Origin of the sequence: Kytococcus sp. HMSC28H12 (assembly GCF_001816045.1) — a bacterium.
GTDB classification, from domain to species: domain Bacteria; phylum Actinomycetota; class Actinomycetes; order Actinomycetales; family Dermatophilaceae; genus Kytococcus; species Kytococcus schroeteri.
In genome coordinates this window covers 1-14,528 of record NZ_KV824316.1, presented here as the reverse complement: position 1 = coordinate 14,528, position 14,528 = coordinate 1, and the positions used below count along the sequence as shown (strand labels likewise).

Below are 14,528 nucleotides of genomic sequence, written 5' to 3'. Positions count from 1 at the left end.
CCCGCAGCTGGTGGGCTCGCTCGCCGAGCGCATCGCCGGGATCGGGCGCCTGCCCCTGCTCGGGGCCCTCGACCTCGTGGACGGTGGCCCGGTGGGCGAGCCCGGCGGCAACAGCGCCTTCCGCCTGGCGGGCGTGTGGGGGCGCCTGGCCGTCGGGCCGGACCTCGCCCGCGCCCTCGGGGCCACGCCGGGCCCGGTGCTCCTGGTCGACGACCTCGTGGACTCGCGGTGGACCCTCACTGTGGCCGGGCGGGCCCTGCGACGGGCCGGGGCCGGTGCGGTGCTCCCGCTGGCGCTCGCCGTGGAGGGCTGACGGACCACGGGGGCAGGAATCCCACCGGGGTGGGACCACGGGATGAGCCCCCGGTCGGGTCCACGTTCCTACCGTGTGCCCATGGACGTCTGGAGCACACGGTCGCTCACCAAGCGGTTCGGCACCTTCACCGCGGTGCAGGACCTCGACATCACGGTGGGGGAGGGGGTCACCGGCGTCGTCGGCCACAACGGGGCGGGCAAGTCCACGCTGATCCGCATGCTCCTGGGCCTCGAGCCGCCGACCTCCGGCACGGCGACCGTCTTCGGCATCGACCCCGCCGAGGACCCACGAGGGGCCCGGGCCCGGGTGGGCTTCATGCCCGAGTACGACTGCCTGCCCCCGGACGTCAGCGCGGCGCGCGCGATCATGCACTACGGCCGGGTCTCCGGCCTGCCGCGCGACATCGCCCGGGAGCGGGCCTCGGACGTGCTGCGCCACGTGGGCCTGGAGGAGGCGCGCCACCGCCCCGTGGGCACCTACTCCACCGGTATGAAGCAGCGCGCCAAGCTCGCGCAGGCCCTGGTGCACGACCCCGACCTGATCATGCTCGACGAGCCGACCAACGGCCTCGACCCGGCCGGGCGCGACGAGATGCTCGACCTCGTGCAGCGCATCGGGCGCGACTTCGGCATCTCGGTGCTCGTGACCTCGCACCTGCTGGGCGAGCTCGAGCGCATCTGCGACCACGTCGTGGTGCTGGATGGCGGCCGTCTGGTGACCTCCGCCGCCATCGGCGACCTCACCGCCGACACCGGCGCCCTGGAGGTGGAGGTCGACGGGGAGGGGGCGACCTCCGGCCTCATCGCCGGGCTGCACTGCCGCGGTATCGAGGCGGGCCGCAGCGGGAGCCGGGTGGTGGTCCCCGACGGGTCGGGCGACGCCCGTGCCACCGTCGTGGAGCTCTGTGCGCAGAACGGGTGGGGCCTCTCGCGCATGACCGCCTCGCGCCACCAGCTGTCCGAGCTGTTCCTGGGAGAGGACGACGCCGCATGAGCACCCCCGACCGCACCGACCCGGCCGCCGCGCCGCGGTCGGTCATCCACGACCTGGGCTACCGGGGCTACGACGGGCCTCGGACCGGGCGCATCGGCACCCTCGGCTACCTGGTGCGCCAGGGGTACGCCTCGGCTTTCGGTCTCGGGCGCACCTGGAAGGGCAAGGTCATGCCGTGGCTCTGCCTGGCGCTCATGGCCGCCCCCATGCTCATCACCGGCGCCGTGATGGTGATCTTCGGCGGCCTGGCGGGGGAGCCCGTCTTCCACCCGGCCCGCGTGCCCTACGCGTTCGCGACCCTGGTGGCCCTCTTCGCCGCGGTGGCCGCTCCGGTGCTGTTCTCCGCCGACCTGCGCTCCCGCGCGATCGTCCACTACCTGTCCCGGCCCCTGAGCCGCACGGACTACGTCCTCTCCCGGCTGGGTGCCCTGGTGCTCGCGCTGTTCACGCTCCAGACCGTGGGCATCCTCGTCGGGACCCTCGGCTGGTGGCTGGGTGGCGGTGACGCCGGAACCGTCTGGGGCGCCGCGCTGGTGGGTGTCCTGGGCGCGCTCCTGGTGTCCGTCGCCGTGGGCACGCTCGCCGGCCTCGTGGCCGCGCTCACCCCCCGGCGGGGTGTGGCGACGGCCGTGATCCTCGGCGTGCTGCTGGTGCTGGGGGCCGTGGTCAGCGTGGTCAACGAGGCCGTCAGGTCCATGGGCAGCCAGCACGGGCTGATGGCCCGGTGGGCCTCGCTGCTGAGCCCCAACACGGCCGTGGAGCGGGTGCTGGCCTGGCTCACCGGCAACGAGGAGCTGACGCCGGCGCTCGACGACGCCACCGCGGCCGGGTACCTGGTCGTGCTCGTGGTCGCCTGCGTGCTGGGGATCCTGGGCCTGGTGGCCCGCTACCGGAGGGTGAACTGATGGCCACCGTGACGATCGACGGCGTGTCCCGCTGGTTCGGCGACGTGGTCGCCGTGAACGACGTGACCTTCGACCTGGAGCCCGGCATCACCGGGCTGCTGGGCCCCAACGGTGCGGGCAAGTCCACCCTCATGGCGATGGTGGCCGGGTTCGAGTCCACCTCGGCCGGCACCATCACGCTCGACGGGGAGCCGGTGCGCGGCAACCCCGGCATCTACCGGCGCCTGGGCATGATGCCGGAGACCGAGGCCATGTACGACGAGCTCACCGGGCGTGAGTTCGTCACGGCGATGGCACGCCTGCACAAGCTGCCGGACGCCCGCGCCGCCGCCCGGCGGGCGCTCGAGGTGGTGGACCTCGTCGACGCGGCCGACCGCCGGGTGGGCAAGTACTCCAAGGGCATGCGACAGCGCGCCAAGATGGCCGCCGCGCTCGTCCACGAGCCGGAGGTGCTGCTGCTCGACGAGCCCTTCAACGGCATGGATCCCGGTCAGCGCGTGCGCCTCATGGGGACGCTCCACGAGTACGCGGACCGCGGGGCCACCGTGCTCGTGAGCAGCCACATCCTCGAGGAGGTGCAGCAGCTGGCCGGCACCATCCAGGTGATGCTGGCCGGACGCCACCTCGCCTCGGGCAACTTCCGCGAGCTGCGCCGCCTCATGACCAACCGGCCGCACCGGTACGCGGTGCAGTCCTCCGACGACCGCGCCCTGGCCGCGGCCCTCATCGCCCGGGACGGTGCCTCGTCGGTGGCCCTGGGCGCGGGTGCCGCGTCCGGCCTGGAAGTGCAGGTCACCGACTTCGAGGCGTTCTCTCGCCTCCTGCCCGCGGTGGCGCACCGCGAGGGCATCGCCCTGCACAGCGTGCGCCCCACCGACGAGTCGCTCGAGAGCGTCTTCGGCTACCTCGTGGAAGGACGGTGAGGTCCATGACGATCGCCACCATGACCTGGCGGGCGCTCTCGCGCGGGCTGCGCCCCCTGCTCCTGCTTGCCCTGCCGCTCGGCGGCCTGCTGCTGGCGCTGCTGCTGCGCGTGGTCGCCGAGGGGGGTGACCCCGTGCTGGCCGACCAGGTGGTGCGCGACCTGGGCACCTCGGTGGTCGTGCCGCTCACCGCCCTGCTGGTGGCCGTCAACGGACTGGGCAACGAGGTGGACGACTCCTCGGTGGTGCACGTCCTGGCCACCCCCACCTCCCGGGCCTCGATCCTGCTCCAGAAGATGCTGGTGGTCTGCGGCGTCTCGGCGCTGCTCGGCGCCCTGACGGCCGGGGGCATGGCCGGTGTCATGGGCTCCGAGGAGGTGACCTCCTGGGTGGTGGCCGGCGCGGTCTCCGGCCTGGCCAACGGGGCGGTCTTCACCGCGCTCTCGGCCTGGGTCAAGCACGCGGTGATGATCGGCGCGCTCTACCTGGTCCTCTGGGAGGGCATGCTCATCGGGCTCGCGCCCCGCGCCCGCTTCCTCAGCCTCCACCACGCCTCGATGGCGGTGGCCGAACAGTTCCGCGACGCCCGGGCCTCGGTGGACCTCACCGACCTCAGCGCCACCGGCGGCGTGATCGTGCTGGTCGTGGCCCTGCTGCTCGGGTTCGTGCTGGCCTGGTGGGCACTGCGCAGGATGCGGCTGGCCAAGGGTTCGTGACACTCTTCGGTGCATGAGCCGCACCACACCGTCGTCCGAGGCGTCGGGGGCCAGTGCCCTCGGCGCCTCCGACGTGTCCGGGCCCGCGTCGCCCGCCTCCTCCCCGTCCTCCTCGCTCGTCGAGACCACCGGCTTCGAGGTGGTGGCCGAGTCCGAGCGCACCGGCAGGCCGTCCGACCTCTTCTGGCCCTGGTTCGCGGCCAACATCAGCGTCTTCGGCCTGTCCTACGGCACGTGGATCCTCGACTTCGGCATCAGCTTCCGGCAGGCCCTGCTCGTCGGCGTCCTCGGGGTGGTCGTCAGCTTCCTGCTCTGCAGCGTCGTCGCCCTGGCCGGCAAGCGCGGCTCGGCCCCCACCATGGCGCTCTCCCGTGCGCCCTTCGGCGTGCACGGCAACAAGCTGCCCGGAGTGGTCTCGTGGCTGCTGTCCATCGGGTGGGAGACGGTGCTGGCCATCCTCGCGACCCTGGCCACGGCCACCATCGCCGAGCGCCTCGGCTGGGGTGGTGGCACGCTCACCAAGGTGGCGGCCGCGGTCGTGGTGGCGGGCCTCATCATCACCGCGGCAGTCCTGGGCTACCGCGTGATCATGTGCCTGCAGTCGGTGCTCACCTGGCTCACCGGCGCCATCACCGTGCTGTACGTGCTCCTCACGCTCGACGAGGTCGACCTCTCCGCGGTGCAGGGCATCCCGGACGGCTCCGCCCAGGCGATGGTGGGCGCCCTCATCATGACCATGACCGGCTTCGGCCTGGGCTGGATCAACATCGCCAGCGACTGGTCGCGCTACCTGCCGCGCTCCACCCCCGGCGGGCAGGTGGTCTTCTGGAACACCCTCGGCGGTGCCCTGGCGCCGGCCCTGCTCGTGGTCTTCGGCCTGCTGCTGGCCGGGTCGGACGAGGCGCTGCGCGTCGGCATCGCGGCCGACCCCATCGGTGCGCTGGCAGCGGCCCTGCCCACCTGGTTCCTCGTGCCCTTCCTCGTCGCCGCGGTGCTGAGCCTCGTGAGCGGCGCCGTGCTGGGCATCTACTCCTCGGGCCTCACGCTGCTCAGCCTGGGCGTGCGCCTGCCCCGCCCGATGGCGGCCGGCGTCGACGGCGTGCTGCTCACCGCCGGCACGCTGTACGTGGTGTTCGTGGCCGAGGACTTCTTCGGTCCCTTCCAGGGCTTCCTCATCACCCTCGGCGTGCCGATCGCGGCCTGGGCGGGCGTCCTCATCGCCGACATCCTCATGCGCCGCCGCGACTACGACGAGGCCGCGCTGTTCGACGCCCGCGGCCGCTACGGGTCCGTGGCCTGGGGCCCGGTGCTGCTCATGCTGCTGGCCTCGGTGGTGGGCTGGGGCCTGGTGACCAACTCCTATGCCGACTGGCTGGGCTGGCAGGGCTACCTGCTCGGCCCGCTGGGGCTCGGCGGCCGCGAGGGGGCGTGGGCGTGGTCCAACCTCGGCGTGCTCGTGGCACTCGGTCTGGGCTTCCTCGGCTACCTGCTCGTGGGCCGGGGCCGCGTGCGCCGGCAGGAGGAGCGGGCGTGAGCGCCGGCCGACCGGAGGGTGCGGGACCGGTGGACGTGGTCGACGCCGGCCTGGGGGCGATGGGGGTGGCGCCCGAGCCGTGGCTCGTGGTGATCGACCCGCAGCGCATCTTCGCCGACCCCGCCACGAGTCCGTGGGGCTCGCCGATGTTCGCCGAGACCGTGCCGGCCATCCGCCGGCTCGCCGCGGCGCACCCGGGCCGGGTGGTGGTGACCCGCTTCGTGGCCGACGAGGAGCCCACCGGTTCCTGGGTGCCCTACTACCGGGAGTGGTCCTTCGCGCAGGTGCCGGACGCCGACCCGCTCTACGAGGTGGTGCCGGAGCTGGCCGACCTGGACGCGCTGGTGGTCACCGAGCCGACCTTCGGCAAGTGGCACGACATGCTGCAGGCCGTGGTGGGGGAGAACGCCCACCTGCGCCTGGCGGGGGTGGCGACCGACTGCTGCGTGGTCGCCACCGCCCTGCCGGCGGCGGACGCGGGGGCCTTCGTGGAGGTGGTCACCGACGCCTGCGCCGGTTCCACACCCGAGAACCACGAGCTGGCCCTGCGGCAGATGGCCCTCTTCGCCCCGCAGGTCACGCAGGTGACCACCTCGCAGGTGCTCGACGACTGATCAGCCGGCGCGGCCCTTCATGCGGGGGTTGTTGCGGTTGATGACGTAGGTGCGGCCGCGGCGGCGCACCACCTGGGCGCCGGGCTGGCGGGCGAGCGAGCGCAGGGAGGCGCGGACCTTCATCGGATCACCTCGCCGCGGGCGAGCATGTCCTGCACGACGGCGTCGATGCCGCGCTTGTCGATGGTGCGCAGGCCCTTGGTGCTGACGTCGAGGCGGACGGTGCGGCCCAGGGAGGGCACGTAGAAGCGGCGGCGCTGGACGTTGGGGGTCCAGCGGCGCTTGCTGCGGCGGTGGGAGTGGCTGATGGTGTGGCCGAAGGAGACCGTGGCCCCCGTGACCTGGCAACGTGAACTCATGGGGCGGGACCGTATCTCACCTGAGAACCATTCTCAAACAGGGTCGGTGCCGCCCTTGGGCTGTCGGTGCCCGGTGCGATGATGGGCGCGATGACCGACCACGCTGCCCCCGCGCCGTCCGAGACCCGCCGCTTGGTGGACCGCCTGCCCTCCAGCACCACGCCCGACGGCGCCGCGGTCCACGAGGCCTTCGTCGAGTGGGCCACCGAGCAGGGCATCGACCTCTACCCCCACCAGGACGAGGCCGCCCTGGAGCTCGCGGCCGGCAGCAACGTCATCCTCGCCACCCCCACCGGGTCGGGGAAGTCGCTGGTGGGCGTGGCCGGGCACTTCGTGGCCCTGGCCCAGGACAAGGTGTCCTTCTACACGGCGCCGCTCAAGGCCCTGGTGGGCGAGAAGTTCTTCGCCCTCGTGGACGTCTTCGGTGCCGAGAACGTCGGCATGATGACCGGCGACGCCGCCGTGAACCCCGACGCCCCGATCATCGCCTGCACCGCCGAGATCCTGGCCAACCTCGCCCTGCGCGAGGGGGCCGCGGCCGACGTGGGCCTGGTGGTCATGGACGAGTTCCACTTCTACTCCGAGCCCGACCGCGGCTGGGCCTGGCAGGTGCCCCTGCTGGAGCTGCCGCAGGCCCAGTTCCTGCTCATGAGCGCCACCCTGGGCGACGTGTCCTCCTTCCAGGAGGACCTCACCCGCCGCACCGGCCGCCCCACCGCCGTGGTGGCCGGCGCCGAGCGCCCCGTGCCGCTGAGCTTCGAGTGGAGGATGACCCCCCTGGAGGAGACGCTCACCGAGCTGCTCACCACCCACCAGGCGCCGGTCTACGTCGTCCACTTCTCGCAGAAGCAGGCCGTGGAGGGGGCGCTCGCGCTCTCCGGCACCGTCAAGCCCACCCCGGAGCAGAAGGCGGCCCTCGCCGAGCGTCTGGCGGACGTGCGCTTCTCCGCCGGCTTCGGCAAGACGCTCAAGGGCCTGCTGCGCCAGGGCATCGGCGTGCACCACGCCGGCATGCTGCCGCGCTACCGCCGCCTGGTGGAGCAGCTCGCCCAGGCCGGCCTGCTGCAGGTCATCGCCGGCACGGACACCCTCGGCGTGGGCATCAACGTGCCCATCCGCACCGTGCTGTTCACCGGCCTGGCCAAGTTCGACGGCACCCGCATGCGCGTGCTGAAGTCCCGCGAGTTCCACCAGATCGCCGGGCGCGCCGGCCGGGCCGGCTTCGACACCTCCGGCCACGTGGTGGCCCAGGCGCCGCCGCACGTCATCGAGAACGCGCGGGCCGAGGAGAAGGCGGGCGACGACCCGAAGAAGCGGCGCAAGCTCGTGAAGAAGCAGCCGCCGGAGGGCTTCGTCTCCTGGACCGAGGAGACCTTCGACAAGCTCGTGCGCTCGGAGCCTGAGCCGCTCTCCAGCCGGATGCGGGTCACCCACGGCACGCTGCTCAACGTCATCCAGCGCCCCGGTGAGCCGGGGGAGGCCTGGCGCACCATGCGCCGGCTGGTCGGCGACAACCACGAGACCGCGGCCGGGCGCCGCCGGTTGGCGCGCCGCAGCATCGAGCTCTACCGCGGCCTGCGCGACGCCGGCGTGGTCACCCAGGAGGTCGACGAGCAGACCGGTGCCACGGCGGTGCGCCTGGCCGAGGGCGTGAGCGACGACTTCGCGCTCAACCAGCCGCTGGCCCCCTTCGCCGTGGCCGCGATGGAGGTGCTCGATCCCGAGTCCCCCACCCACGCCCTCGACGTGGTGAGCGTCATCGAGGCCGTGCTCGACGACCCGCGCCCGGTGCTCGTGCAGCAGCAGTTCAAGGCCCGCGGCGAGGCCGTGGCCGAGATGAAGGCCGACGGCATCGAGTACACCGAGCGCATGAACCGGCTGGAGGAGATCACCTGGCCCAAGCCGCTCGAGGAGCTGCTCGAGGGCACGCTGGAGATCTACCGCCAGTCCCACCCGTGGGTGACCTTCGAGACGCTCTCGCCCAAGTCCGTGGTGCGCGACATGTTCGAGAAGGGCGCCTCGTTCGGTGAGTACGTGCGCTTCTACGACCTGGCCCGGGCCGAGGGCGTGCTGCTGCGCTACCTCTCGGACGCCTGGCGCACGCTGCGCCACACCGTGCCCGACCACGCCCGCACCGAGGCCGTGGAGGAGGTCGTCGAGTGGCTGGGCGAGGTGATCCGGCAGACCGACTCCTCCCTGGTGGACGAGTGGACGCTCCTGGCCGGGGGCGAGGTGCCGGACCGCGAGGCCCAGGAGGTGCGCCCGGCCCACGGCGCGCAGGGCGTCACCGCCAACGAGCGGGCCTTCCGGGTGATGGTGCGCACGGCCATGTTCCGGCGGGTGGAGCTCGTGGCCCACGACCGCTACCGGCAGCTCGGGGAGCTGGAGGAGGCGGTGGCCCAGCTCTCGGACCCGCCGGCGCGGGTGGTCATGGACGCCGACGCCTGGGACGAGGCCCTGGGGGCGTACTACGACGAGTACGAGGACGTCGGCATCGGCCCCTCGGCCCGCTCGGCGGAGTTCTTCCTCGTGGACACCGCGCCGGACGAGGCGCGGCTGGAGGCGCTGCCCGAGGGTGTGCTGCAGGGGGAGCGCGCGTGGGTGGTGGAGCAGGTCATCGAGGACGCCGCCGGCGACTACGACTGGCGCATCACCGCGGTGGTCGACCTGGACGCCTCCGACGAGCTGGGCGAGGCCGTGGTGCGCGCCGTCTCGATGGGGCCGGCCACCTCGTGAGCGAGCGTCCGCGCCGTCCCGCGTTCCGCGCCGGGTGGCAGCTCGACCAGCACGTCGGGGGCACCGACCCCGCGGACGCCCTGGAGCTGAGCCACACCACGGCCGAGGTTCTGGTGCACCGGGGGAGGGCCGAGGGCGACCCGGAGGTGACGCGGCGCCTGGTGGAGCTCGTGGACGAGCTCGGGCTGGACGCGTTGGCACTCCTCTGGGCCGACCGCCCGGCCCGCTCGCTGCCGGGGGCGCTGTGGCGCCTCTACGCACTGCGCCAGTGGGTTGCGACGCGGCCGGTGGAGGTGTCCCGCGAGTACGCCGCCGGGGTGCGTGCCGCGGAGGTCTCCCACGCGGTGGCCGGGGTGGTGGACCCGCCCGGGCCGCAGGAGGTCCGGGAGCTGGCCGATGCGGTGCTCCACGGGGTGTACGCCGGTGACCTGGCCGTCGCGCTGGAGCGGGCGGCGGCGTTCTGCCGGGTGGTCAGTGCCGGCCGCGGGGTGGGCGGCGGTGAGGGTTCCGCGACCCGCGGTGGGCTGGGGCGGGGCCTGGCCCTGCTGGACACGGCGGAGGACCTCGTGGCGGGCGCCCGGCTGTGGCGGGCCGGTTCCCTCGTCTGAGCCGGCGGGGTGCGGGAACAACGGTCAGGGGCGTAGCGTTGTCGGCCGAGCGCACCGACCCGTCGGTAGCCCCGGGCTCCACCCTTCGCCGCCACGAGCGGCCGCACGCCGAGAGGCGCTCCACGGGTCGGTGCGTTCCTGCATTCGGGGAGGGGCGGGCCGGGTGCGGGCGGCTCCCGGAGCCTGGTGTAATCCGCGTCACGCAGGGGCACGAGATGGTCCCCAACTGTTCATCGTGCGTTCACCCCTTTTGGCGTGCGCTGCTGTTCGGGAGTCCTACGGTTGGCTACGCGGCGCGAACGCCGTGGTCTGCAGCACCCTGAGGCGGCGGATCATCACCCCGAGCACCTCGTGAAAGGTCCCTCTCGTGAAGCTCAACCGCTTTGGTTCCGTGGTCGCCCTGGCGACGGCCTCCTCCCTGACCCTGGCCGCCTGTGGTGGCGACTCCGAGGGCGACAAGTCCTCCGAGACCACCTCGACCACCACCTCCGAGGCGCCGGCCGAGTCCCCGGCTGAGTCCTCCGCTCCGGCCGAGTCGCCCGCCGAGTCCTCCGCTCCGGCTGAGTCCCCCGCCGAGTCCTCCGCCCCCGCCGAGTCCTCCGCTCCGGCCGAGTCCGGCTCCTCCTCCGAGACCTCCGCCCCCGAGGGTGGCAAGGGCACCTACCCGACCTACACCAAGACCGAGGGCGCCAAGGGCGACCTGAAGGGTGTCGGTTCCTCCGCGCAGGAGTCCGCCGTCAAGGCCTGGATCGCGGGCTACCAGGGCAAGAACGGCGACGTGACCGTCAACTACTCCCCGGACGGCTCCGGCGCCGGTGTCGAGCAGTTCCTCGGTGGTGCCACCCCGTGGGCCGGCTCCGACGTCGCCCTGGACGACGAGGAGATGGAGAAGGCCAAGGAGCAGTGCGGCGAGGCGGGTGCCATCAACCTGCCGGCCTACATCTCCCCGGTCGCCATCGCCTACAACCTGCCGGGTGTGGACTCCCTGAACCTCTCCCCGGAGACCATGGCCAAGATCTTCAACGGTGAGATCGAGACCTGGAACGACGACGCCATCAAGGCCGACAACCCCGACGTCGAGCTGCCCGAGACGGACATCACCGTCGTGGCCCGCTCCGACGAGTCCGGCACGACCGCCAACTTCCAGGAGTACCTGAAGGAGGCCGCTGGCGACGCGTGGCCGCACGAGCCGGGCAAGGAGTGGCCGGTGGACGGCGCCGAGAAGGCCAAGGGCACCTCGGGCGTCGTGCAGACCATCCAGGGCGCCGAGGGCGCCATCGGCTACGCCGACGCCTCTCAGGTGGGTGAGCTCAAGTCCGCCAAGGTGAAGGTCGGTGAGGAGTTCGTCGAGTACTCCCCGGAGGCCGCTGCCAAGGTCGTCGAGGGCTCCAAGCCGCTCGAGGGTCGCGAGAAGGGCGACATGGCCCTGGAGCTCAACCGTGAGGTCGAGGGTGGCTACCCGGTCGTGCTGGTGACCTACGAGATCGCCTGCAAGGAGTACAAGAACGCCGAGGACGCCGCCAAGGTGAAGGACTTCCTGTCCTACGTCATCACCGAGGAGGCCCAGCAGAAGTCCCACGACGAGGCCGGTTCCGCGCCGATCTCCGCCAAGACCGCTGCGCAGATCGCCGAGTCCGTCAAGGGCATCAAGGCTGCTGGCTGACCCAGCCCCACCCCGACGGGGCCGCGCTCTGTGAGTGCGGCCCCGTCGTCGCGATCCACCCTCATTCCAAGGAGACACCATGGCTGACACCAGCCCCTCCATGGGCGGGGCGACGAAGCTCCCGGTCGGGCAACCCGACCAGGGGGCGCCGGACCCGCAGCCCGACCCCCAGCGCGGGGCCAGCACCGGTCGCGTCGGCGACAAGGTCTTCTACGGCCTCGCCGTCGGCTCCGGCATCCTCATCGCCGTCATCCTCGCCCTCGTGGCCGCCTTCCTCATCAAGGAGGCCTGGCCCGCCATCCAGCAGTCCGACGAGGTCGGCGACAACGGCTTCTGGTCGCTCGCCCTGAACCTGCTCGGCGGCACGCTGCTCGCCGCGACCATGGCCATGGCGATCGCCGTGCCGATCGCGGTGGGCATCGCGCTGTTCATCACCCACTACGCCAACCCGCGACTCTCCAAGGCCCTGGGCTTCGTCATCGACCTGCTGGCCGCCATCCCGTCGGTCATCTTCGGTCTGTGGGGCTTCCTCACGCTGGCGCCGCTGCTCAAGGGCTTCTACAAGTGGCTCGAGAAGAACCTCGGCTTCATCCCGCTGTTCGAGGACGCCTCCACCACCGGTCGCGTGCTGCTCACCGCGTCCATCGTGCTGGCCATCATGATCCTGCCGATCATCACCTCGGTCTCGCGCGACGTGTTCGCCCAGACCCCCCGCGGCAACGAGGAGGCCTCCCTGGCCCTCGGTGCCACCAAGTGGGAGATGATCAAGCAGGCCGTGCTGCCCTTCGGGTGGCCCGGCGTCATCGGTGGCGCCATGCTCGGCCTCGGCCGCGCCCTCGGCGAGACCATGGCCGTCGCCATGATCCTGTCGCCCAGCGACGAGTTCCAGTGGAACGTCATCGGCAGCGGCAACTCGCCCATCCCCGCCTACATCGCCCTGAACTTCCCGGACGCCACCGGTCTGCGGGTCAACACGCTCATCGCCCTGGGCCTCGTGCTCTTCGTGCTGACGCTGCTGGTCAACCTCGTGGCGCGCTGGATCGTCGAGCGGAGGAACAGCTGACATGACCACGTCCCCTGTCGACCTGAACCACGGCCCCACGCACGAGGCCGACCGTGGCCCGGCGATGCCGGCCCTGGACTACAACGCCATCCGCCCGGCGTCCCGCACGCTGTGGATCGGCATGCTCGCCGTGGCCGCCGCCCTCGGCGCCCTCGCGGCCTTCCTCGTCGGGTGGAACATCGCCCTGTTCGTGATCTTCACCGCGATCTTCTTCCTCGTCGCCCTGTACGTGGGCTACCGCGCCACGGCGGGTCACCGCCAGGGTGTCGACCAGGTGGTCCGCGCGATGGTGTACATCGCCTTCGCGCTGGCTCTGATCCCGCTGGCCTGGCTCCTGTGGTCGGTGTGCAGCAACGCCATCCCGGCGCTGGTGACCAACCCGCAGGTGCTCACCGAGGACATGTACGGCATCTCCGGTGGTGTCGACGAGAAGCGCGTGGAGGAGGGTGCCGACCTGGTCGGTGGCATGAAGCACGCCCTCATCGGCACGCTGCTCATCACCCTCATCGCCTCGGTGATCTCCATCCCGATCGGCTTCATGGCCGCCATCTACCTGGTGGAGTACGGCAACAACGGCTGGCTGTCCCGTGCGCTGCGCTTCCTCGTGGACGTCATGACCGGCGTGCCGTCCATCGTGGCCGGTCTGTTCGCCTACGCGCTGTTCTCGATGATCTTCGGCCCGGGCACCAAGATGGGCATCGCCGGTGCGATCGCGCTGTGCGTGCTCATGATCCCGATCGTGGTGCGCAACTCCGAGGAGATGCTCCGCGTCATCTCGCGCGACCTGCGTGAGTCGGCGCTGGCCCTGGGCGTGCCCAAGTGGCGCGTCATCACCAAGATCGTGCTGCCCACCGCGGCCGCCGGTCTGGCCTCCAGCGTGTTCCTGGGTGTGTCGCGCGTCATCGGTGAGACCGCCCCGCTGCTGGTCGCCGCCGGGTACAACGCCGCCACCAACTGGAACCCCTTCGAGGGCCCGATGAACTCGCTGGCCTTCTACGCATACCAGTTGTTCCAGTACCCCCTGAACGGCGGGTATCCTGACCCGAGTCTCGAGCGCTCCTGGATCGCAGTGTTCCTGCTGGTGGTCCTGGTGCTCGTTCTGAACCTGATCGCACGAGCCATCGCTGCCGCCCTGGCACCGAAGAAGAGCTGACGAGGAGTCCCCGCGTGTCCAAGCGCATCGAACTGACCGACCTGAACATCTTCTACGGCGACTTCAAGGCCGTCGAGGACGTCAACATGGTCATCGAGCCCCGCACCGTGACGGCTTTCATCGGCTCGTCCGGCTGTGGCAAGTCCACGGTGCTCCGCACCATCAACCGCATGCACGAGGTGATCCCTGGCGCCCGTGTGGAAGGCAACATCCTGCTCGACGAGCAGCCGCTGTACGGCAAGTCGGTGGACCCCGTCGAGGTGCGTCGCCAGGTGGGCATGGTCTTCCAGAAGCCCAACCCCTTCCCGACCATGTCCATCCGCGAGAACGTGCTGGCCGGCGTGACGCTCAACGCCAAGCGCCTGCCCAAGCGTGACGCGGACGACCTGGTGGAGGCCTCCCTGCGCGGTGCCAACCTGTGGAACGAGGTCAAGGACCGTCTGGACAAGCCGGGTTCCGGCCTGTCCGGTGGTCAGCAGCAGCGTCTGTGCATCGCACGCGCCGTGGCCGTGCAGCCCGACGTGCTGCTCATGGACGAGCCCTGCTCGGCCCTCGACCCGATCTCGACCCTGGCCGTGGAGGACCTCATCCACGAGCTCAAGGAGAAGTACACGGTCGTCATCGTGACGCACAACATGCAGCAGGCCACGCGTGTGTCCGACAAGACCGCCTTCTTCAACATCGAGGGCACCGGCAAGCCCGGCCACCTCATCGAGTACGGCGAGACCAAGCAGATCTTCGAGAACCCCAGCCACCAGGAGACCGAGGACTACGTGTCCGGCCGCTTCGGCTGATCCGTTCATCTGCACGCACTGCTCCCCGCGTCTCCGTGTGAGAGGCGGGGAGCAGTGCGTTGAGCACGGTCCTGGCGAGTGAGCGCGCACCCCAACAGGTCGTCACTCATACAATCGTTATCAGGCTCTTCGGAGTTGAGCGTGGGTCATG

14 protein-coding genes and 1 pseudogene are annotated in these 14,528 nt (G+C 71.5%); 13 read left to right on the top strand and 2 right to left on the bottom strand.

From position 1 onward, the window contains the following. The 7 genes and pseudogenes from HMPREF3099_RS02505 to HMPREF3099_RS02475 all read left to right on the top strand — a co-directional run. A pseudogene (locus HMPREF3099_RS02505) lies at nt 1–313 on the top strand (recombinase RecQ); the annotation flags it as partial. A gap of 81 nt (nt 314–394) precedes the next feature. Beyond that, the gene (locus HMPREF3099_RS02500; protein WP_070703640.1) at nt 395–1,309 is read left to right on the top strand and encodes an ABC transporter ATP-binding protein; all 915 of its coding nucleotides are present in this window, start codon (nt 395–397) and stop codon (nt 1,307–1,309) included. Then, nucleotides 1,306–2,214 carry an ABC transporter permease gene (locus HMPREF3099_RS02495; protein ID WP_070703638.1) on the top strand — a complete coding sequence of 303 codons (909 nt, stop codon included), beginning with the start codon at nt 1,306–1,308 and terminating at the stop codon, nt 2,212–2,214. The genes HMPREF3099_RS02500 and HMPREF3099_RS02495 overlap by 4 nt, the downstream gene beginning before the upstream one ends. Continuing rightward, nucleotides 2,214–3,137, top strand: a complete 924-nt coding sequence (locus tag HMPREF3099_RS02490) for an ABC transporter ATP-binding protein (protein WP_070703636.1) — start codon at nt 2,214–2,216, stop codon at nt 3,135–3,137. Before HMPREF3099_RS02495 ends, HMPREF3099_RS02490 begins: the two co-directional genes overlap by 1 nt. A gap of 5 nt (nt 3,138–3,142) precedes the next feature. Further along, nucleotides 3,143–3,853 carry a hypothetical protein gene (locus tag HMPREF3099_RS02485; protein WP_070703634.1) on the top strand — a complete coding sequence of 237 codons (711 nt, stop codon included), beginning with the start codon at nt 3,143–3,145 and terminating at the stop codon, nt 3,851–3,853. A gap of 13 nt (nt 3,854–3,866) precedes the next feature. Continuing rightward, nucleotides 3,867–5,387 carry a purine-cytosine permease family protein gene (locus HMPREF3099_RS02480; RefSeq protein ID WP_083323422.1) on the top strand — a complete coding sequence of 507 codons (1,521 nt, stop codon included), beginning with the start codon at nt 3,867–3,869 and terminating at the stop codon, nt 5,385–5,387. Nucleotides 5,388–5,446: 59 nt separating this feature from the next. Then, a complete protein-coding gene (locus HMPREF3099_RS02475; RefSeq protein ID WP_070703646.1) occupies nt 5,447–6,001 on the top strand; it encodes a cysteine hydrolase family protein in 555 nt (184 codons plus the stop codon). Here the strand turns inward: HMPREF3099_RS02475 and HMPREF3099_RS02470 are convergent, their stop codons facing one another. Then, complete coding sequence (locus HMPREF3099_RS02470) at nt 6,002–6,124, bottom strand: ribosomal protein bL36 (protein ID WP_070703632.1); 123 nt, start codon at nt 6,122–6,124, stop codon at nt 6,002–6,004. Next, complete coding sequence (gene rpmB / locus HMPREF3099_RS02465; protein WP_070703630.1) at nt 6,121–6,360, bottom strand: 50S ribosomal protein L28; 240 nt, start codon at nt 6,358–6,360, stop codon at nt 6,121–6,123. Before rpmB ends, HMPREF3099_RS02470 begins: the two co-directional genes overlap by 4 nt. Nucleotides 6,361–6,450: 90 nt before the next feature. Here rpmB and HMPREF3099_RS02460 point away from each other — a divergent pair, with 90 nt between their 5' ends. The 6 genes from HMPREF3099_RS02460 (at nt 6,451) to pstB (ending at nt 14,377) form a co-directional block, all read left to right on the top strand. Continuing rightward, entirely contained in the window at nt 6,451–9,096 is a 2,646-nt protein-coding gene (locus HMPREF3099_RS02460) for a DEAD/DEAH box helicase (protein ID WP_070703644.1), read from the top strand. Then, nucleotides 9,093–9,704 (top strand): hypothetical protein, encoded by a 612-nt coding sequence (locus HMPREF3099_RS02455; RefSeq protein ID WP_070703628.1) that lies wholly within the window; start codon nt 9,093–9,095, stop codon nt 9,702–9,704. Before HMPREF3099_RS02460 ends, HMPREF3099_RS02455 begins: the two co-directional genes overlap by 4 nt. Nucleotides 9,705–10,071: 367 nt before the next feature. After that, the gene (pstS, locus tag HMPREF3099_RS02450; protein ID WP_070703626.1) at nt 10,072–11,367 is read left to right on the top strand and encodes a phosphate ABC transporter substrate-binding protein PstS; all 1,296 of its coding nucleotides are present in this window, start codon (nt 10,072–10,074) and stop codon (nt 11,365–11,367) included. Nucleotides 11,368–11,446: 79 nt separating this feature from the next. Next, entirely contained in the window at nt 11,447–12,430 is a 984-nt protein-coding gene (gene pstC / locus HMPREF3099_RS02445) for a phosphate ABC transporter permease subunit PstC (RefSeq protein ID WP_070703624.1), read from the top strand. Between the two features lies 1 nt (nt 12,431). Beyond that, nucleotides 12,432–13,583, top strand: a complete 1,152-nt coding sequence (pstA, locus tag HMPREF3099_RS02440) for a phosphate ABC transporter permease PstA (RefSeq protein WP_070703622.1) — start codon at nt 12,432–12,434, stop codon at nt 13,581–13,583. A gap of 14 nt (nt 13,584–13,597) precedes the next feature. Beyond that, on the top strand, nt 13,598–14,377 hold the full coding sequence (pstB, locus tag HMPREF3099_RS02435; protein ID WP_070703620.1) for a phosphate ABC transporter ATP-binding protein PstB: 780 nt from the start codon (nt 13,598–13,600) through the stop codon (nt 14,375–14,377). Nucleotides 14,378–14,528: the final 151 nt, after the last annotated feature.